The organism is Roseateles flavus, from assembly GCF_039872765.1.
Taxonomy (GTDB): Bacteria; Pseudomonadota; Gammaproteobacteria; order Burkholderiales; family Burkholderiaceae_C; genus Roseateles_B; species Roseateles_B flavus.
The window spans coordinates 332,080-349,688 of record NZ_JBDPZC010000001.1; the positions used below are offsets into that span (position 1 = coordinate 332,080).

Genomic DNA, 17,609 nt, shown 5'->3' on the forward strand with positions numbered 1-17,609 from the left:
GGCTCGGTGCGATTGCCGCGCAAAAAGCAGCACGCGCCGACGGGCTGCAGTGTCAAATCGCGGGTTTTGTCCGGCGATCCCCGCCGCTGACGACGCGAAACCGGTGTCAGGTGACCGAGATCACCCCGCACGAGGAGGATGAATGAACACACGATGGAATGGGGCGGCCCTCGGCGCCGTCCTGGGCGCCTGCGCGCTGCTGAGCGCCTGCGGTGGCGGCGGTCCCAACGCCGGAGCGCCGATCTTCGGCAACGTGCCGTCGGACAATGCCACCCCCGGCACGCCCAGCACCCCCGTCAACGAGCCCCTGAAGCCCAGCGCTGTCTATGCCCAGCAGTGCGCGCCCGAGAACGCGCAGGCCCCGGCCGGCAATCGCAACGGCAGCCTCAGCCAGGAGAAGCGCTGGCTGCGCTCCTACTTCGACGAGGCCTATCTGTGGCGGGAGTCCGTCCCCAACGTGAACGCCAGTGCGGCGAGCTTCAGCAACACCGCGGACGTCCAGGGCTCGCTGGAGGCCTATTTCGACGCCCTGCGCAGCCCGGTGCTGACCGCCAGCGGCGCGCGCCAGGATCGCTTCAGCTTCATGATCCCCACGGCCAAGTGGCAGCAGATGACCCAGGCCGGCGTGGACGCGGGCTTCGGCATCGAATGGACCATGGCCTCGCCCACGCCGCCGCGCGGCATCCGCATTGCCTACGTCATGCCCGGCAGCCCCGCTCAGCGTGCCGGCCTGCGGCGCGGTGACACCCTGCTGACGGTGAACGGCGTGTCCGCCGACACCAACGACCGCGCCGGCATCGACGTGCTCAACGACATGGTGAGCCCCGACCAATTGCAGAAGCGTTTCGACTTCAGCTTCAGCCGCGCGGGCGGCCAGAACGTGCAGGTGAGCCTGCTCAGTGCCGAGGTCGAGACCCAGCCGGTGGCCCTGGACGAGGTGCTGACCGGCGCCGACGGCAAGAAGGTCGGCCACCTGATCTTCAACACCCACATCGCCAAGGGCGAGATCCAGCTGATCGATGCCATGACCCGCTTCCAGCAGGCCGGCGTCTCCGACCTGGTGGTGGACCTGCGCTACAACGGCGGCGGCCTGCTCTTCATGGCTTCGCAGCTGGCCTACATGGTGGCCGGCTCCCAGCAGACCAGCGGCAAGGACTTCGAGCGCAGCCGCTACAACAGCCTGCGCCAGGCCACGGAGGGCGGCGCGACGCCCTTCTACGGCGTCTCCTGCCTGCTCGACGCCAACTTCCAGTGCACCTCCGAGCGCCCGCTGCCCGCGCTGAACCTGCGACGCGTCTATGTGCTGGCGCAGAGCGGCACCTGCTCGGCCAGCGAGGCCTTCATCAACGGCCTGCGCGGCGTGGACGTGGAGGTGGTGCTGATCGGCGGCAAGACCTGCGGCAAGCCCTATGGCTTCACCGCCAAGGACAACTGCGGCAACTCCTATTTCCCCATCGAGTTCGGCGGTGTCAACAACAAGGGCTTCGGTGACTACGCCGACGGCTTCGTGCCCGGCGGCAACGGCGCCACCGGCCTGCCCGGCTGCGCGGTGGCGGACGACCTCGGCCACGAGCTCGCCAACCCCGGCGAGGCCCTGCTGGCGACGGCCCTGGAGCACCGCATCAGCGGGCGCTGCCTGGCCCAGGCCCCGGGCATGCGCCCGGCCAGCGCCCGGCCGCGCGAGGGCGATGTGGCCCTCATGCTCAAGCGCTCGCCCGTGCGCAGCAACGCCTTCCGCCTGCCGCGCTGATCGCCGTCGCGCCTGCCCCAAAGACAAAGCCCGCAGGCCTTCCGGCCTGCGGGCTTTCTTCATGGGGCTTGATCAGGCGTTGATCAGGCAGCCTGCCACTGCTTCATCAGGCCGTCCCACTTGGCGCGGGCGGCGTGCACATGGCGCTCTTTCACGTGGCCGTAGCCGCGGATCTCTTCCGGGATGCGCGCGATGTCCGAGGCCAGGGCGAGGCGCTCGGCCGTCAGGCCCTTGGCCAGGATCTGCTCGATGCTGGCGCGGTAGTCCTGGATCAGCTGGCGCTCCATCCTGCGTTCGGCGGTGTAGCCGAAGATGTCCAGCGCCGTGCCGCGCAGGCCCTTCAGCTTGGCCAGCACGCCGAAGGCCGGGCGAATCCAGCTGCCCATCTGCTGCTTGACCAGCTCACCCTTCTCGTTCTTCTTGGCCAGCAGGGGCGGGGCCAGGTGGTGGACGATCTTGTAGTCGCCCTCGAACTGAGATGCGATCTTCTCGACGAACTTCCGGTCGCTGTGCAGGCGGGCGACCTCGTACTCGTCCTTGTAGGCCATCAGCTTGAACAGATAGCGGGCCACGGCCTCGGACAGGCGCGTGCTGTTCAGCGGCTTCTCCGCGGCGCGGACCTTCTCGACGAAGGCCTGGTACTGCGCGGCGTAGGCGGCGTTCTGATAGTCCGTGAGGAAGGCCACGCGCTTGGTGATCATCTCGTCCAGGCTGTCGCGCTTGACGATGTTGATGACCTGCTGGGCGGCGAACAGCGACTGGACCGCGGCCAGGTCATGGGCGCAGCGGCGGCCCCATTCGAAGGCGGCCTTGTTGTTGTCGATCTGCACGCCGTTGAGCTCGATCGCACGCATCAGGGCGGCGTAGCTGAGGGGCACCCGGCCCTGCTGCCAGGCGTAGCCCAGCATCAGCGGGTTGGTGTAGAGCGAGTCGCCCAGCAGCTTGACGGCCACGTCTTCCGCGTCGAAGGCGCGGAAGTGATCGGTCCCCACGGCCTTGGCCACGGCGGCTTCGCAGGAGGCGCCGGGGAAGGACCAGTCGGCGTTGTTCACGAGGGTCGCGGTGGGCGAGCCATGCGTGTTCAGCGCGACGAAGGTGCGGCCTTCACGCATGACGGCCAGCGTGGTCTTGTTGGCGGCCACGATGGAATCGCAGGCGATCACCAGCTGCGCCTCGGCCGTGCCGACCTTGGTGCAGTGGATGTCTTCCGCCTTGTTGGCGATCTGGATGTGGCTCCAGGTCGCACCGCCCTTCTGGGCCAGGCCCGCGGCGTCCTGCGTGATGACGCCCTTGCCTTCCAGATGGGCGGCCATGCCCAGCAGCTGGCCGATGGTGATCACGCCCGTGCCGCCCACGCCGGCCACCACGATGCCCCAGGCCTCCTCGGCGTTGGGAATCACGGGCTGGGGCAGCTCGCCCAGCTTGGCATCGAAGGGTGAGATGCGCTTGTCCTTCTTCGGCTTCTTGAGCTCGCCGCCCTCGATGGTGACGAAGCTCGGGCAGAAGCCCTTCACGCAGCTGAAGTCCTTGTTGCAGGTGTTCTGGTTGATCTGGCGCTTGCGGCCGAAGTCAGTTTCCAGCGGCTCGATCGAGAGGCAGTTGGACTGGATGGAGCAGTCGCCGCAGCCCTCGCAGACCAGCTCGTTGATCACCGTGCGCTTGGCCGGGTCGACCAGCTTGCCGCGCTTGCGGCGGCGGCGCTTTTCGGTGGCGCAGGTCTGGTCGTAGATGATGGCCGTGGTGCCGGCGATCTCGCGGAACTCGCGCTGGATGCGGTCCAGCTCGTCGCGGTGGTGCACGGTGACGCCGGCCAGCAGCGCCACGCCGTTGTACTTCTCGGGCTCGTCCGTGACGATCACCAGCTTCTTCACGCCTTCCGAGATCAGGCTCTGCATGATCTGCAGCACCGTGTGGCCCTCGGCGCGCTCGCCAACCTGCTGGCCGCCCGTCATGGCGACGGCGTCGTTGTAGAGGATCTTGTAGGTGATGTTCACGCCCGAGGCGATGCTCTGGCGGATGGCCAGGATGCCCGAGTGGAAGTAGGTGCCGTCGCCCAGGTTCGAGAAGATGTGCTTCTCGTTGGTGAACCACTGCTGGCCGGTCCAGGGCACGCCCTCGCCGCCCATCTGTGTGAAGGTGGCGGTGTTGCGGCCCGGCATCCAGGTGACCATGTAGTGGCAGCCGATGCCGCCCACGGCGCGCGAGCCTTCGGGCACGCGGGTGGAGGTGTTGTGCGGGCAGCCGGAGCAGAACCAGGGCGTGCGGTCGGCGCCGCCGGCGGCCTTTTCCTCGGCCTTCAGCGCGTTCTCCTTGGCGTCGATGACGGCCACGCGCGCATCCAGGCGGGCGGCGATGTCGGCATCCACGCCCAGCTTCTTCAGCCGCTTGGCAATGGCGCGGGCGATGAGGGCTGGGGTCAGGTCGGCCTGCGGGCGCAGCAGCCAGTTCTTGCTGGGATTGGGCAGGCCCCATTCGCCGCCCATGCCGCCCTCGGCGTCGTCATCGAACTTGCCCAGCACGTGCGGGCGCACGTCGGAGCGCCAGTTGTAGAGCTGCTCCTTGATCTGGTACTCGATGACCTGGCGCTTCTCCTCGATCACGAGGATCTCCTGCAGGCCGGTCGCGAAGTCGCGGGTGATGTTGGCCTCCAGCGGCCACACCACATTGACCTTGTGCAGGCGGATGCCCAGGCGGCGGCAGGTGTCGTCATCCAGGCCGAGGTCGTGCAGGGCCTGGCGGGTGTCGTTCCAGGCCTTGCCGGAGGCGATCAGGCCCAGGCGGTCGTTGGGCGTGGCGATGACGTTGTAGTTGAGCTTGTTGGCGCGCACATAGGCCAGGGCGGCGTACCACTTGTGGTCCATCATCCGCGCTTCCTGGTCCAGGGGCGGATCGGGCCAGCGGATGTGCAGGCCGCCGGCCGGCATGGGGAAGTCGTCCGGCGTGATGATGTTGACCCGGTCCGGGTCCACGCTGACGCTGGCGCCCGATTCCACGATCTCCTGGATGGTCTTCATGCCGGACCACAGGCCCGAGAAGCGGCTCATGGCGATGGCGTGCAGGCCCATGTCCAGGATGTCCTGCACGCTGGACGGGAAGAACACCGGGAAGCCCGCGGCCTTGAAGACGTGGTCGCTCTGGTGGGCAGCGGTGGAGCTCTTGGAGATGTGGTCGTCACCCGCGATGGCGATCACGCCGCCGTGCTTGGAGGTGCCGGCCATGTTGGCGTGCTTGAAGACGTCGATGCAGCGGTCCACGCCCGGGCCCTTGCCGTACCAGAGGCCGAAGACGCCGTCGAACTTCGCCTTCTCCTTGAACAGGTCCAGCTGCTGCGTGCCCCACACGGCGGTGGCGCCCAGCTCCTCGTTGACGCCCGGCTGGAACACGATGTTCTGCTTGGCCAGGTGCTTCTTGGCGGCCATCAGGGCCTGGTCGTAGCCGCCCAGCGGCGAGCCCCGGTAGCCCGAGACGAAGCCGGCGGTGTTCAGCCCGTTCATCGCGTCCCGCGTGCGTTGCAGCATGGGCAGGCGCACCAGGGCCTGCACGCCGCTCATGAAGGCACGACCGCGGTCGAGCGCGTACTTGTCGTCCAGGGTGACCTTTTCCAGCGCGCGCAGGATGTGTTCGGGCAGCGGTGCATTCATGCGAGGGGTACTCCGAGAGGGGGTGCCGAAGAGAGGGTGGACCAGGTCCGGCATCACCTCGCATCAGGAGGTGCATGTGCAGGCGGCTTGTGGCCGCCGGACCTTCCGGGGGGTGGCTGCAGTATGGGCCGGGGAGGGAGTGTAGGGAAAGAGGGTGGGTGTGTCTTTTCTAAGTTTGCGCAGTCAAGCCCTTGTCTGGCATGAAGATGGTGGCTTCTGGTTCAATTGGGAAATGTCTTGATCGCTCAATCGCAATAGAGGGAAAAACCCGGAGTCCGAAGGCCTGTGCTGCGGCTGAAAGCTGGCCGTCCGGCGCTCGTCGGGCCGGCGCATCGCGGCGCGCATGACTTAAGGCACCTGATAGATATGTCAGGTGGCTGTCCCGTGAAACTGGGATAACCTGCCGCTACTCGAACAAAGGCGGACGTTTCGATACAGAGGCGACGCACCGGCTGAAGAGAAAGCAACGAGGATCGCGCGGTGCATCAGGCACTGCTCGGGGAGAAACTGGAGAGGCCCGGCCCGTGATGGGTCGGGCCTTTTATTTTTGCCACATTGCATGCGGGCGTTTGGAAGGCTGCATCGCACGGCTTGCTGGATGACGCGTCCGGCCAGAGGCGTGGTCTGCCGCCTGCCTGGGATGTCAGCCGGGTGGACAGGCCCTTGTCGCGCACCCGGCGCTGCTGGCGTGCACCTCGAACGCCGCCCTGACCCCCTGAGCGCCGGCTGGATTCATCGCCATGGCCATGGAGAGTGGCAAAGTCTCTCTAGGCAAGCGGTCCGGCCGCGTCGATGATGTTGCGCCTGGCCGGCGGCCAGATTCCATTCCAAAGAACGAGCGTGAGCCGGATGAGGGAGACCCTGTTCAGAACCGAAGTGATGCAAGTCCAGTCCACCCAGTGGCTGGGCTCCATCCGCATCGGCCGCCCGCCCAGCTTTGCCTGGCTGACGGGCATCGCCCTGGCCCTGCTGGCCGGGCTGCTGGCCTTTGCGCTGCTGGGCGAGATCAGCCGCAAGGCGCGTGTCTCCGGTGTGCTGCTGCCCACGGGCGGGCTGATCGGCGTCACCGCGCCGCAGGCCGGCACCGTGGCCGAGCTGCTGGTGAAGGAGGGCGATGAGGTTCAGGCCGGTCAGCCCCTGCTGAAGATCCGCTCGGAGCGCCGCCTGGCGCAGGGCGACGTGGCCCTGCTCAATGCCCAGGCCCTGGCCCAGCGCCGTCAGAGCCTGGACACCGAGCGCCTCCTGCAGCAGCAGCAGGCCCGCCAGCGCGCCGATGCGCTGAACGACCGCCTGCGCAGCCTGCAGTCCGAGGAGCGCCAGGCCCAGGGCGAGCTGGACTCCAGCCGCCAGCGCGCCCAGCTGGCGCAGAAGAGCGTCGATCGCTTCAACGAGCTGGCGCGCAGCGGCTATGTCTCGGCCGCCCAGGTCCAGCAGAAGCAGGAAGAGCTGCTGGATCTGCAGATGCGCGAGCGCAGCGCCGAGCGCAATCTCCAGGCCCTGCAGCGCGATGCCCAGGCCGTGCGCGCCGACCTCACCGCCAACGAGACCAGCCTGCGCAGTGCGCTGGCCCTGGTCGACCGCAACCTCGCCAGCCTCTCGCAGGAAGCCAACGAGAACGAGGCCCGCGGCGCCGCGCTGGTGCAGGCCCCCCAGGCCGGGCGCGTGGCCACGCTGTCCCTGCATGCGGGGCAGTCGGTCCTGGAGGGGCAGGCCTTGCTGAGCCTGGTGCCCCAGGCCGGCGAGGGCCGGGGCGACCAGGCGCTGGAGGCCCAGCTCTTCGCGCCCAGCCGCACCAGCGGCTTCGTCCAGCCGGGCCAGCAGGTGTGGCTGCGCTATGCCGCCTACCCCTACCAGAAGTTCGGCATGGCGCGCGGCCGCGTGGTGGCGGTCAGCCAGGCGCCGCTGTCAGCGCAGGAGCTGCCCACCGGGCAGAGCCAGGCGCTGCAGGCCGCGGGCCAGTCGGGCGAGCCGCTGTACCGCATCCGCGTGGCCCTGGACCGCCAGGACGTGCAGGCCTATGGCGCGACCCTGCCGCTGAAGCCGGGCATGAGCCTGGACGCCGACGTGCTGCAGCAGCGCCAGAAGGTCTGGGAATGGGTGATGGAGCCCGTCCTGGCCGTGTCCGGCCTGGCGCCTTTCGTGAACACGCCTGAGGACGGCAGCCCCGCGCCGCAGAAAGCCGGGGCCCCGCGATGAAACTCTTCCTGCAATCCGAAGCCGCCGAATGCGGCCTGGCCTGCCTGGCCATGGTCGCGAGCCATCATGGCCTGGGCCAGGACCTGGGCGAGCTGCGCCGGCGCTTCCCCATCTCGCTGAAGGGCGCCAAGCTGGCCAGCCTCATCAGCCATGCCGGGGCCCTGGGCTTCTCGGCGCGCCCCCTCAAGCTGGAGATGGAGCACCTGGGCCAGCTGAGCCTGCCCTGCGTCCTGCACTGGGACCTCAACCATTTCGTGGTGCTCAAGAAGGTCGGTGCCAGGTCTTGCGTGGTGCTGGATCCGGCCATCGGCGAGCGCCGCCTGAGCCTGGCGGAGATGTCCAGCCACTTCACCGGCGTGGCCCTGGAGCTGACGCCCAATGCCGACTTCAAGCCCGCGAAGCAGGCGCCCCGCCTCTCGCTGGGTTCGCTCACGGGCAAGGTCAGCGGCCTCAAGCGCTCGCTGCTGCAGATCCTGGCGGTGGCGGTGGTGCTGGAGGCCTTTGCCGTCGTCGCGCCGCTGTTCAACCAGCTGGTGGTGGACGAGGTGCTCAGCAGCGGAGACGCCGAGCTGCTGGGCGTGCTGGTGCTGGGCTTCGGCCTGCTGCTGCTGATCCAGACCGCGCTGTCCCTGGGCCGCTCCTGGATGGTGGTGCTGCTGAGCCAGACCCTGGCGCTGCAGTGGCAGTCCAATGTCTTTGCCCACCTGATCCGCCTGCCCACCGCGTTTTTCGAGAAGCGCCACCTGGGCGACATCACCTCGCGCTTCGGCGCCGTCAACGCGATCCAGCGCAGCCTCACCACCGCGGCCATCGAAGCCGTGCTGGATGGGCTGATGGCCCTGATCGCGCTGGCCATGATGCTGCTCTATTCCGTGCCGCTGACCGCCATCGTGCTGGGCGCGGTGGCGGCCTACGGCGCCCTGCGCTGGGTGGCCTACCGGCCCTTTCGCGATGCCTCCGCCGAACGCCTGATCATTGCCGCCAAGGAGAACACGCACTTCCTGGAGACCCTGCGCGCCATCACGCCGCTGAAGCTCTATGGCCGCGAGGACGAGCGCCGCGCGCGCTGGCAGAACCTCATCGTCGACGTGCAGAACCGCGACGTGCGCACGGCCAAGATGAGCATGGCCTTCCAGACCGCCAACACGCTGATCTTCGGCCTGGAGAACCTGGCGGTGCTGTGGCTGGGCGCCCGCACCATCCTGCAAGGCCAGCAGAACCACGCGGTCGCGCTGACGGTGGGCATGCTCTTCGCCTTCGTCAGCTACAAGAGCCAGTTCACCAGCCGCGTGGGCAAGCTGATCGACTACGGCGTGGAGCTGCGCATGCTGTCCCTGCATGGCGAGCGCCTGGCCGACATCGTCCTGGAAGCGCCCGAGCAGGACGATGTCCCGCACAGCGAGCTGGACCACCTGGCGCCCTCGCTGGAACTGCGCAAGGTGTCCTTCCGCTATGCCGAGGGCGAGCCCTGGATCCTCAAGGACGCCAGCTTCAAGGTGGAGGCCGGCGAGAACGTGGCCGTCACCGGCCCCAGCGGCGCGGGCAAGACCACCCTGCTGAAGATCCTGCTGGGCCTGCTGCCGCCCACCGAGGGCGAGGTGCTCTACGGCGGCGTGCCGGTGCGCCACCTGGGCGTGCGCAACTTCCGCCGCCAGATCGGCACTGTCATGCAGGAGGACGCCCTCCTGACGGGCAGCCTGGCCGACAACATCAGCTTCTTCGACAGCCATCCGGACCGCGATCGCATCGAGCATTGCGCGGCCCTGGCCCAGCTGCATGAGGACATCCGCCGCATGCCCATGGGCTACCAGACCCTGGTGGGCGACCTCGGTTCGGGCCTGTCCGGCGGCCAGAAGCAGCGTCTCCTGCTGGCCCGCGCCCTCTACAAGCAGCCGCGCGTGCTGGCCCTGGACGAGGCGACCAGCCACCTGGACATCGCCAATGAGCGTGCCGTCACGGCGGCGCTGGCGCAGATGAAGCTGACGCGCCTGGTCATCGCCCACCGACCCGAGACCATCGCAGGCGCCCAGCGCGTGGTGCAGGTGCGCGAGGGGCAGGTGCTGGAGCTGGCGCGCCAGGTGAGCAACGGGCCGGCGGACAGCACGGCAGCCCTCTGAGGCGTCGCACTCCTCCAGTAGGATGGGTGCTCCGCTGCCAGCCTGCCGAGCCATGACCAAGACCAATGCCTCTCTCGCCACCCGCGGACGCCTGCCTGCGCCGGAGTCCGAGGACCCGCAGGGCGAGCGCCTGGACCGCTGGCATGTGGCCATCCTGGCCGAGCTGCAGCGCGACGCGCGCCTGTCCAATGCGGAGCTGGCCAGCCGCATCGGCCTGTCCACGGCGCCCACCTGGCGGCGGGTCAAGTGGCTGGAGGAGCAGGGCTACATCACCGGCTACCGCGCCGAGCTGGACCGCCGGCGCCTGGGCCTGGGTGTGCTGGCCTTCGTGCGCCTGGACGCCGACCGCAACAACGCCTCGGCGACCAAGGTGCTGGAAGAGGCCATCTGCCAGCTGCCCGAGGTGATCTCCTGCCACTACATCTCCGGCGCCGGCACCTTCGAGCTGCAGGTGCTGGCCACGGACCTCGACGCCTTCAGCCGCTTCACCATCGACACGCTGCTCAACCTGCCCAACGTCAAGGACGTGCACACGAGCTTTTCGCTGGGCGAGGTCAAGGCCGGCGGCGGCGTGCCGCTGGGGCACCTGAAGCCCTGATGGAGCCTCAGCGGCCGTCGCCGGGGCCGGCCGTGGTGATGGTGGCGCTCTGCGGCGTGCGCTGGAAGGCGCTGCGATCGAAGCCCAGCGCTGCCGCACGGTCCAGCAGGGCCTGCAGCCGTGACTCCGGCAGCTGGGGTTCGCGGGCCAGGACCCAGGCATAACGCCGGTCGGGCGCCCCGACCAGTACCTCGGTATAGCCCTCGTCCAGCGCCAGGATCCAGTAGTCCCCGTAGAAGGGCCAGAAGAAGGTGACCCGCAGACGGGCATTGCCTGAATCCGGGACCACCTTGGCATGGCCGCGGACGTCGTCCATGCCCCCGTCGGCCGTGCGGCAGCGGTTGATCACCTCGATGCGGTTTCCGTCCTGGCGGTACTGCGCCTGGGTGTCGGCCACGCACTGGCGCTGGAAGCGGTTGGGCAGCCGCGCGATCTCGTACCAGCGGCCGGCGTAGCGCGCCAGGTCCACTTGCGGCACGGTGGGCAGGGGCGCATCCGCCCCGAAGGACAGTCCGGCCAGGCACAGGGCCGGCAGCATCAGCAGGACGCGGATCATCGAACGCATGGGGACCTCCTTCACATGATGGCTCGGACGCTGGCCGCCGTGCCTCGTCCTCGCGGCATTCTCGGCCTTGCGCCGGCGGCCTCAGGAATGGACTTCCCAATGGCCCGCCAGCCCCTGCAGATGCTGCAGAAAGGCTTGCGCCAGCGGGCTCAGGCGCTGGCCGGGCAGCCACATCACTGACCAGGCCGAACGCACCGGGAAGCGGTCCACCTGCAGCACGGCCAGGCCTTCGCTGGCCGGATCGGCCGACAGGGCATGGCGGGACACCAGGCCCAGGCCCATGCCTGCCGCCACCGACTGCTTGACCGCCTCGTTGCTGCCCAGCTCCAGCCGCACGCGCGGGCTCAGCCCCAGCTTCTCGAAATGGGCATCACCGGCAAGCCGCGTGCCGGAGCCGGCCTCGCGCAGGATGAAGGGCTCCTCCTGCAAGCGCTGCGGCCGCACGCGCGCGCGCCCGGCGAGTGCGTGCCCCAGCGGTGCGATCGGCACCAGCGGGTTGTCCAGCAGATGGGCCCGCTCATGAGGCAGGCCGCGCGGCGGGATGGAGAGGATGTAGAGGTCGTCCTGGTGCGCCCGCATGCGCTGCAGCACGCCGTCGCGGTTGAGCACCTGCAGGGCGATGTCCACCTGCGGATGCCGGGCACAGAAGGCGCCGAGCATGCGGGGCACGAAGTACTTGGCCGTGCTGGCCAGGGCGATGCGCAGGCGCCCGTGCTGCAGGCCGCGCAGGCCGGCCAGGCGCTGCTCGAGCGCCTCCCACTCGGACTGCAAGGCGCGGGCCGTGGCCAGCACCGCCTCGCCCGCCTCGGTGAGCTGCAGGCGCTTGCCGAACTGCTCGTACAGCGGCAGCCCCGCAGCCTCGGACAGCTCCTTGAGCTGCATGGAGACCGTGGGCTGCGTGACGTGGCAGGCTCGAGCCGCACCGGTGATGGAGCCCGTCTCGGCGAGGGCCAGCAGCAGCTTCAGCTGACGGAAGGTGGCATGCATCGATGAATGTCGATGGAAAGCATCAGAACAATTGATTTTCCATGATTGTCTGATGTCCCTAGCATCCAGGCCTCATGAATGCCCTTCTTGATCCCGCCCTGCTGTTCTTCGTCCTCGGCCTGCTGGCCGGGGTGCTGCGTTCCAACCTCGAGGTGCCGGCGCCGCTGTCGCGCTTCCTGTCGCTGTACCTGCTGATGGCCCTGGGGCTCAAGGGCGGATTCGCCCTGCACCAGACCGGCCTGAACGGCACCGTCGTCGCCGGCCTGGCCAGTGCCATGGCCTTGGCCGTGCTGCTGCCGCTGCTGGACCTCCCGCTGCTGCGCCGCTGGCTGCCGCCCTACGATGCCCTGGCCGTGGCGGCGACCTACGGCAGCGTCAGTGCCGTCACCTTCGTGACCGCCAGCCACCTGCTGGAGGTGCAGGGACAGCCAGCCGGCGGGCACATGGCGGCGGCCATGGCCCTGATGGAGTCGCCGGCCATCATCCTGGCCCTGATGCTCAGCCAGCGGGCCCGCGCGGCGAGCACCGTGCCGGCCGGCGGTGCCCTGGCACTGGGCGGGCCGACGGCGGCGCTCGCGCCGGGCGGGGGCGGCCATTGGCGCGAGGCGCTGACCGAGGGCGGCACCCTGCTGCTGCTGGGCGCCCTGGCCATCGGCTGGATCACCGGACCGGCAGGTGCTGCAGCGATGAAGCCCTTCACCGGCGAGATCTTCAAGGGTCTGCTGGCCTTCTTCCTGCTCGACATGGGCCTGCTGACCGCCCGCCAGCTGCCGGGGCTGCGTGCCCTGCCGGTCTCGCTCTTCGCCTATGCGCTGGGCGCGCCGCTGCTGCATGCCGGCCTGGCCCTGCTGCTGGCCGGGGCCCTCGACCTGCCGGTGTCCGATGCCATCCTGCTGGCCGTACTGGCCGCCAGTGCGTCCTACATCGCCGTGCCCGCCGTGCTGCGCCACGCGGTGCCCGAGGCCCGGCCGGCGGTGTACATCGGCCTGTCGCTGGGCGTTACCTTTCCCTTCAACCTGCTGCTGGGCATCCCGCTGTACCAGTGGGCCGCTCGAGCCTGGCTGGGCTGAGGCCAGACGCGGTGAAGGGCGGCGGCGGGGGCGTCAGCCCGTCAGCTGGGGCAGCAGGATCTGCAGGCCCGGCGGCGTGAGCTCCACCGAGCGGCCCTCGCCCCGCCGCAGCCAGCCCTGGGCCAGGCAGTGGGCCAGGATGGACTCGGCCAGCTGGCCGGCCAGGTGGTCGCGGCGCTCGGACCAGTCCAGGCAGGCATAGGCATAGCGCCGGCGCGTGGGCAGCGGCGCCTGCAGGCCCAGGCCCTGCAGCCAGGCACGGCCCGCAGCCGTCAGCTCGAAACCTTGCGGCACCGCCTGCAGCCCTTGCAGCGCGTGCAGGCGCTCGTACAACTGCACGCCCAGCTGGCCGGCCAGATGGCCGTAGCAGCAGCGGGCCGCCCGCAGGCGCTGGCGGGCCGGGGCGGCCCAGTGGCGTGCGTGGCTGTCGCGTTCGGCGACCAGGGCCAGGGCCTCCAGCGCATGGGCCACCTCCGGCCCGGCCAGCTGGTAGTAGCGGTGCCGGCCGCGGGACTCGCAGCGCAGCAGGCCCGCATCCATCAGCCGACCGAGATGGCCACTGGCCGTGGCCGCCGTGACCGAGGCCGCGCGGGCCAGCTCGCCGGCGCTGGCGCAGGCGCCGGACATCAGGTAGGCCAGCATGCGCGAACGCGCGGGATCGCCCATGGCAGCGGCCACGCGGGCGATGCGGGGTTCGTGGGGAGGGTCCGTGTCGAGAGCGGCCATGGCTTCAGCCTAACGCATGCCGGGAGTCCTGCGGCGCCTGCGCGCGGTCGTGCAGGCCGTAGTCGCGCAGGACCTGGGCCACGCGCAGGCGGTAGTCGGCAAAGAGCTGCCCGCGGCCCTGGCGCTGGGCCGCGCGATGGTCCATCTGCTGGCGCCAGCGGGCCACGGCGGCCTCGTCGCGCCACAGGCTCAGCGAGAGGTAGCGGCCGGGGCGGCCGAGGCTCTGGAAGCGCTCCACCGAGATCAGCCCCTCCTGCTCGGCCAGCACCGACTGCAGGGCCGCGGCCTGGGCGAGATAGGCCTCGGCCTGGCCCGGGAGGGCTTCCAGCTCGAAGAGGACGGCGATCATGGCCGGCACTCCGCGGCGCGGTCCCGGGTGGCGGCCACGTCCTCCAGCCAGCTGCGCTCCTCACGCAGGATGAAGCGGTGCTGGCGGGCCTCCTCGAAGTTGGCGCGGCCTTCGGGATCGCGGCGCAGCGCCGCGCGGTAGCGCTCGTAGGCCGCGAGATCCTCGAAGCCGATGAGGCCCCAGGCGATGTCATTGCTGCCCTCGTGAGGCAGGAAGTAGCCGATGAGCTGGCCGCCGCAGCGGGGGATGATGCGGCCCCAGGCCTCGGCGTAAGCCTGGAAGGCGGCGCGCTGGAAGGGGTCGATCTGGTAGCGGATGAAGCAGGTGAGGGCCATGGGATTTCCAATGTTGCGAGAGCCCCCATGCTGCCGGCCGCCGCTGCGGCCATGCTTCGGCGCGGGCCGAAGCATCAGCTCCTCGTGGCCTGCGGGCGCCTTCGCCGCCCCTGTCATCGCGCGGACATGGCCCGGCCCTAGGCTGGCCGGTCCGCCAAGCGCCCACCATGCCGAACGAGAACCCGAACCCGGCTCCTGCCACCGCCCAGCTCCCCTCTTATGGCGCCAGCGAGCAAGGCCTGATCTGCGCCTACCGTTTCGACGCTGGCGGCCAGGCCAGCGCGCTGGGCCAGGTGCCTTCGCCGCAGGTGCTGGCCGAGGCGCCGCCCGGCTTTGTGTGGCTGCACGTGAACCTGAGCCATGCCGGTGCGCTCCAGACGCTGCGCCAGGCCGGCATGCTGGACGACGAGCTGCTGGCCGCCATGCAGCAGGGTTCGCGTGCGACGCGCATCGAGCGCCAGGGCGAGACCCTGTTCGCCGTGGTCAACGACGTCACCTTCGACTTCAGCTTCGATCCGGACGACATCGCCACGCTGTGGGTGCACGTGCGCCCGGGCTGCGTGTTGAGCGCGCGCCGCCAGCCGCTGCGCTCGGTGGACCGGCTGCGCATGGCCGTCAAGCGGGGCGAGGGCCTGCGCTCGCCCATCGCCCTGCTGGACCACCTGCTGCAGGACCAGGCCGACGAGCTGCAGGCGATCGTGCGCCGCACGGCCGATCGCATCGACGACATCGAGGACGAGCTGCTCCGGGGCCGCCATGCGCGCCATGCCGGCGAGGTGGCGCACCTGCGCCGCGTGCTGGTCCGGCTGCAGCGCCTGCTGGCGCCCGAGCCCAGCGCCCTGGCGCGCACGCTCGCGCACCCGCCCGCCTGGGCGACGGACGAGGACCGCGCCCAGCTGCAGCGTGCCAGCGAGGAGTTCGCCCTGGTGCTGCGCGATGCGGCTGCGCTGCAGGAACGCATCAAGCTGATGCAGGACGAGACGGCGGCGCGTCAGGCGGAGGAGAACAACCGCAGCCTGTTCACGCTGACGGTGGTCACGGTGCTGGCCCTGCCCATCAACCTCGTGTCGGGCCTGCTGGGCATGAATGTGGGGGGCATTCCGCTGGCGGATCACGGCCAGGGCTTCTGGATCATGCTGGCCCTCATCGCCGCCTTGACCGGCCTGGCGACGGTGCTGGTGCGGCGGCAGGTGCGAGGGGCGCGCGACGGCGGCTGAGCAGGGCCCGGCGGCCGTGACGGTGCGGTGACGCGCAGGCACGACAGAGGACCCTGCCATCCCTGGCAGGTTCGGGCGCAGGAGCGCTGGCAGGTCAAGCATCCGTCACCGGGATCGGTGAGCATGCGGCCATTCCTTCTCCAAGCCCCACCATGCCGCAGAACACCGCTTTCGGCCTGTCGTCCGGCCTTTCTTGCCGCCCCCCCGTGGCCCCGCCCCTGCCTCGCGTGACCGAATGCCACGGCGCAGGGCGCCGGCTGCGGTCCGGGGTCGCGCCGCGGGCGGCTTGCGGTGCTCCTCATGCCGCAGGATGTGCCGGGGCTCGGCATCGCAAGAGTGACGGATGCCGCCGGGAGTGCGGCTTGCCATGCTCGTCCTTCCCGAGTCTGGAGTCTCACCATGATTGACAAGCAATCGACCGGCCGCCGCTGGGGGTGGCCCATGCTGGCCCTGCTGTCGCTGGCTGCGCTGCTGGCGGGCGCCTGGTGGCTGGCCAGCGCACGTCCCGACACCACCCCCGGCTTCCTCCAGCCGCGGGCGAGCCAGCAGCCTGCGCAGACCAGTCGGCAGGCACGCCCGCATCCCCATCCCGCGGCGCAGGGCACTGGCGAGGCGCCGCGCCGCCGGCCGCCGGTACAGGCGGCTGCGGGTGAGGCGCTGCCGTCCCTGTCCGCCGGCTTTGCCGCGCAGGCCGTGCGCAAGGCCTCGGCGCCGGATGGCGAGCCGGAAGCCGCCCCGGCGCGGATGCTCGCCCGGCAGGACGCGCGGCGCCAGCTGTCGCTCAAAGCCTGGCTGCCGATGTGAGTACGTGGCGCTGTCCGGGCGTCCACTGCCGGGCTCGCCGGGGTCGGCTCCATGAAGAACGGCCGGCAAGGCGCCGGCCGTGGTCAGGGCAGTGCGGTGTGCCAGGGTTCGCGCGAGCGCGGCGCTGGCCCGGGCCGTCTCACCGGCTGGCCAGCACCTGGGGGCAGGACGCGGGCTTGCTGCCGGGCGGCACCACCGTGAAAGGCATGCCCGCCCAGGGCGTGCCCTTGCCGCACTCGGGGCCGGCCTTGCATTCGCAGCTCTTGGCCTTGACCAGCTGGTCCATGGCCTGGGCGTCACGGCTGCCGGCCTTGACCGGGCGGGTGGCGAAGCTCAGCTGCAGGGCATCGTCGGGGACGATGCCGTCCCGGGCCAGGGCCTGGCCCAGCACCGTGCGCTGGCCCAGCGCCTCGCTGGCCGCGACGGCGCGTGAGGCATTGCGCTGGCGCTTGAGGTAGGCCAGGGCCACCTCCATGGCCGCATGGCCGCGGGCCGCCGACACGCTGAAGGGCTTGCGGAAGGCCGCCTCATAGGACGCGGCGACCTCGGCCCAGCGGCCCTTGTCCACGCTGAGCGCGGGGCACAGGCCGGCGTCGTACTTCTCGGAGACCGGCGTCTCGAAATCGATCCAGCACGTGCTGGACGCCGTGACCCGCAGGCCGGTCTGGGAGCGCAGCTTGGCCGCGATCTCCTCGGCCACCCCGGCGCCCACACGCCCCAGCTGCAGCAGGCCGTCATGGCTCTTCAGCCGTTCGGCATTGGCCGACACCATGGGCACATTGGCCGCCTTGAGCATGGAGGGCACCTCGCCCAGCACGCAGAAGCCGCCGATGACCAGGTCCACCTTGGCGGTGAGAAAGGACTGCGCCGCCGCCTGCGCCTTCCGGGCGTCGCAGCCGCTGTCCTTGACGACCAGCTTGGGTGCGGGCTGCAGGGAGGTGGTCTTGAGGGCCAGGGTCATGCCGTCGCGCATGTCCTCGGCCTGACTGGTGCTGGGCCAGGACTCCGGCAGGATGGCGCCGATGCTGAGACTCTGGGCCTGGACCAGCCCGGGGGCAGCCAGGGCCAAGCCCAGCAGGGCGGCCGTGAGTGAGCGGGCCGGGCGGGCAGGCTGGATGTTCAACATGGGGTCCCTTCGACGTTTTATGAATCGCTTTGCATCGCCGTTCTCCATGGGGAACGACACTCCCGTCAGCGCATTCGCATGCTATGCAAGCCGGGCGCAGGTTGTCTGAGGGAAAGCGCGCAGAAGCG

General features: G+C 70.1%; 14 protein-coding genes. 7 read left to right on the forward strand and 7 right to left on the reverse strand.

All coding sequences use genetic code 11. The features are described from left to right. The first annotated feature begins 142 nt into the window (after positions 1 to 142). Complete coding sequence (locus ABDJ40_RS01480) at positions 143 to 1,750, forward strand: S41 family peptidase (protein WP_347605163.1); 1,608 nt, start codon at positions 143 to 145, stop codon at positions 1,748 to 1,750. Positions 1,751 to 1,833: 83 nt separating this feature from the next. Here the strand turns inward: ABDJ40_RS01480 and ABDJ40_RS01485 are convergent, their stop codons facing one another. Further along, positions 1,834 to 5,391 (reverse strand): indolepyruvate ferredoxin oxidoreductase family protein, encoded by a 3,558-nt coding sequence (locus ABDJ40_RS01485; RefSeq protein ID WP_347605166.1) that lies wholly within the window; start codon positions 5,389 to 5,391, stop codon positions 1,834 to 1,836. An 879-nt stretch (positions 5,392 to 6,270) separates the two neighbouring features. Between ABDJ40_RS01485 and ABDJ40_RS01490 the strand changes: the two genes are divergently transcribed. From ABDJ40_RS01490 to ABDJ40_RS01500, 3 genes are read left to right on the forward strand one after another with little or no spacing between them, the layout of a single operon-like run. Continuing rightward, complete coding sequence (locus ABDJ40_RS01490) at positions 6,271 to 7,587, forward strand: HlyD family secretion protein (RefSeq protein ID WP_347605169.1); 1,317 nt, start codon at positions 6,271 to 6,273, stop codon at positions 7,585 to 7,587. Beyond that, positions 7,584 to 9,704 carry a peptidase domain-containing ABC transporter gene (locus ABDJ40_RS01495; RefSeq protein WP_347605172.1) on the forward strand — a complete coding sequence of 707 codons (2,121 nt, stop codon included), beginning with the start codon at positions 7,584 to 7,586 and terminating at the stop codon, positions 9,702 to 9,704. Before ABDJ40_RS01490 ends, ABDJ40_RS01495 begins: the two co-directional genes overlap by 4 nt. A gap of 52 nt (positions 9,705 to 9,756) precedes the next feature. Beyond that, positions 9,757 to 10,302, forward strand: coding sequence for an Lrp/AsnC family transcriptional regulator (locus ABDJ40_RS01500; RefSeq protein ID WP_269632209.1), 546 nt, complete (start codon positions 9,757 to 9,759; stop codon positions 10,300 to 10,302). Between the two features lie 7 nt (positions 10,303 to 10,309). Here ABDJ40_RS01500 and ABDJ40_RS01505 read toward each other — a convergent pair whose 3' ends face one another. Together ABDJ40_RS01505 and ABDJ40_RS01510 are read right to left on the reverse strand one after the other, a co-directional pair. Continuing rightward, a complete protein-coding gene (locus ABDJ40_RS01505) occupies positions 10,310 to 10,867 on the reverse strand; it encodes a lipocalin family protein (RefSeq protein ID WP_347605175.1) in 558 nt (185 codons plus the stop codon). An 81-nt stretch (positions 10,868 to 10,948) separates the two neighbouring features. Beyond that, positions 10,949 to 11,854 carry a LysR family transcriptional regulator gene (locus tag ABDJ40_RS01510; RefSeq protein WP_347605178.1) on the reverse strand — a complete coding sequence of 302 codons (906 nt, stop codon included), beginning with the start codon at positions 11,852 to 11,854 and terminating at the stop codon, positions 10,949 to 10,951. A 74-nt stretch (positions 11,855 to 11,928) separates the two neighbouring features. Here ABDJ40_RS01510 and ABDJ40_RS01515 point away from each other — a divergent pair, with 74 nt between their 5' ends. Beyond that, positions 11,929 to 12,924 (forward strand): sodium-dependent bicarbonate transport family permease, encoded by a 996-nt coding sequence (locus ABDJ40_RS01515; protein ID WP_347605181.1) that lies wholly within the window; start codon positions 11,929 to 11,931, stop codon positions 12,922 to 12,924. 33 nt (positions 12,925 to 12,957) lie between these two features. Here ABDJ40_RS01515 and ABDJ40_RS01520 read toward each other — a convergent pair whose 3' ends face one another. Genes ABDJ40_RS01520 through ABDJ40_RS01530 form a run of 3 tightly spaced genes read right to left on the reverse strand, consistent with a single transcriptional unit; the run spans position 12,958 to position 14,334 of the window. Then, on the reverse strand, positions 12,958 to 13,650 hold the full coding sequence (locus ABDJ40_RS01520; RefSeq protein ID WP_347605184.1) for an ArsR/SmtB family transcription factor: 693 nt from the start codon (positions 13,648 to 13,650) through the stop codon (positions 12,958 to 12,960). Between the two features lie 4 nt (positions 13,651 to 13,654). After that, a complete protein-coding gene (locus ABDJ40_RS01525; protein WP_347605187.1) occupies positions 13,655 to 13,999 on the reverse strand; it encodes an antibiotic biosynthesis monooxygenase family protein in 345 nt (114 codons plus the stop codon). Beyond that, positions 13,996 to 14,334 (reverse strand): NIPSNAP family protein, encoded by a 339-nt coding sequence (locus ABDJ40_RS01530; RefSeq protein WP_347605190.1) that lies wholly within the window; start codon positions 14,332 to 14,334, stop codon positions 13,996 to 13,998. Before ABDJ40_RS01530 ends, ABDJ40_RS01525 begins: the two co-directional genes overlap by 4 nt. 167 nt (positions 14,335 to 14,501) lie before the next feature. Between ABDJ40_RS01530 and ABDJ40_RS01535 the strand changes: the two genes are divergently transcribed. Then, a complete protein-coding gene (locus tag ABDJ40_RS01535; protein WP_347605193.1) occupies positions 14,502 to 15,551 on the forward strand; it encodes a transporter in 1,050 nt (349 codons plus the stop codon). A 399-nt stretch (positions 15,552 to 15,950) separates the two neighbouring features. Beyond that, positions 15,951 to 16,355: a hypothetical protein gene (locus tag ABDJ40_RS01540; protein ID WP_347605196.1), complete on the forward strand. Its 405-nt coding sequence runs from the start codon at positions 15,951 to 15,953 to the stop codon at positions 16,353 to 16,355. A 139-nt stretch (positions 16,356 to 16,494) separates the two neighbouring features. Here ABDJ40_RS01540 and ABDJ40_RS01545 read toward each other — a convergent pair whose 3' ends face one another. Further along, positions 16,495 to 17,481, reverse strand: a complete 987-nt coding sequence (locus tag ABDJ40_RS01545; protein ID WP_347605199.1) for a type 1 periplasmic-binding domain-containing protein — start codon at positions 17,479 to 17,481, stop codon at positions 16,495 to 16,497. Between the last annotated feature and the right edge of the window lie 128 nt (positions 17,482 to 17,609).

Bases quoted from the DNA above. Each gene is read 5' to 3' on its own strand.
- ABDJ40_RS01520 (WP_347605184.1), bottom strand. From the start codon at position 13,650: ATGGCCGCTCTCGACACGGACCCTCCCCACGAACCCCGCATCGCCCGC.
- ABDJ40_RS01485 (WP_347605166.1), bottom strand. From the start codon at position 5,391: ATGAATGCACCGCTGCCCGAACACATCCTGCGCGCGCTGGAAAAGGTC.
- ABDJ40_RS01535 (WP_347605193.1), top strand. From the start codon at position 14,502: ATGCCGAACGAGAACCCGAACCCGGCTCCTGCCACCGCCCAGCTCCCC.
- ABDJ40_RS01510 (WP_347605178.1), bottom strand. From the start codon at position 11,854: ATGCATGCCACCTTCCGTCAGCTGAAGCTGCTGCTGGCCCTCGCCGAG.
- ABDJ40_RS01500 (WP_269632209.1), top strand. From the start codon at position 9,757: ATGACCAAGACCAATGCCTCTCTCGCCACCCGCGGACGCCTGCCTGCG.
- ABDJ40_RS01505 (WP_347605175.1), bottom strand. From the start codon at position 10,867: ATGCGTTCGATGATCCGCGTCCTGCTGATGCTGCCGGCCCTGTGCCTG.
- ABDJ40_RS01530 (WP_347605190.1), bottom strand. From the start codon at position 14,334: ATGGCCCTCACCTGCTTCATCCGCTACCAGATCGACCCCTTCCAGCGC.
- ABDJ40_RS01495 (WP_347605172.1), top strand. From the start codon at position 7,584: ATGAAACTCTTCCTGCAATCCGAAGCCGCCGAATGCGGCCTGGCCTGC.
- ABDJ40_RS01515 (WP_347605181.1), top strand. From the start codon at position 11,929: ATGAATGCCCTTCTTGATCCCGCCCTGCTGTTCTTCGTCCTCGGCCTG.
- ABDJ40_RS01545 (WP_347605199.1), bottom strand. From the start codon at position 17,481: ATGTTGAACATCCAGCCTGCCCGCCCGGCCCGCTCACTCACGGCCGCC.
- ABDJ40_RS01540 (WP_347605196.1), top strand. From the start codon at position 15,951: ATGATTGACAAGCAATCGACCGGCCGCCGCTGGGGGTGGCCCATGCTG.
- ABDJ40_RS01525 (WP_347605187.1), bottom strand. From the start codon at position 13,999: ATGATCGCCGTCCTCTTCGAGCTGGAAGCCCTCCCGGGCCAGGCCGAG.
- ABDJ40_RS01490 (WP_347605169.1), top strand. From the start codon at position 6,271: ATGCAAGTCCAGTCCACCCAGTGGCTGGGCTCCATCCGCATCGGCCGC.
- ABDJ40_RS01480 (WP_347605163.1), top strand. From the start codon at position 143: ATGAACACACGATGGAATGGGGCGGCCCTCGGCGCCGTCCTGGGCGCC.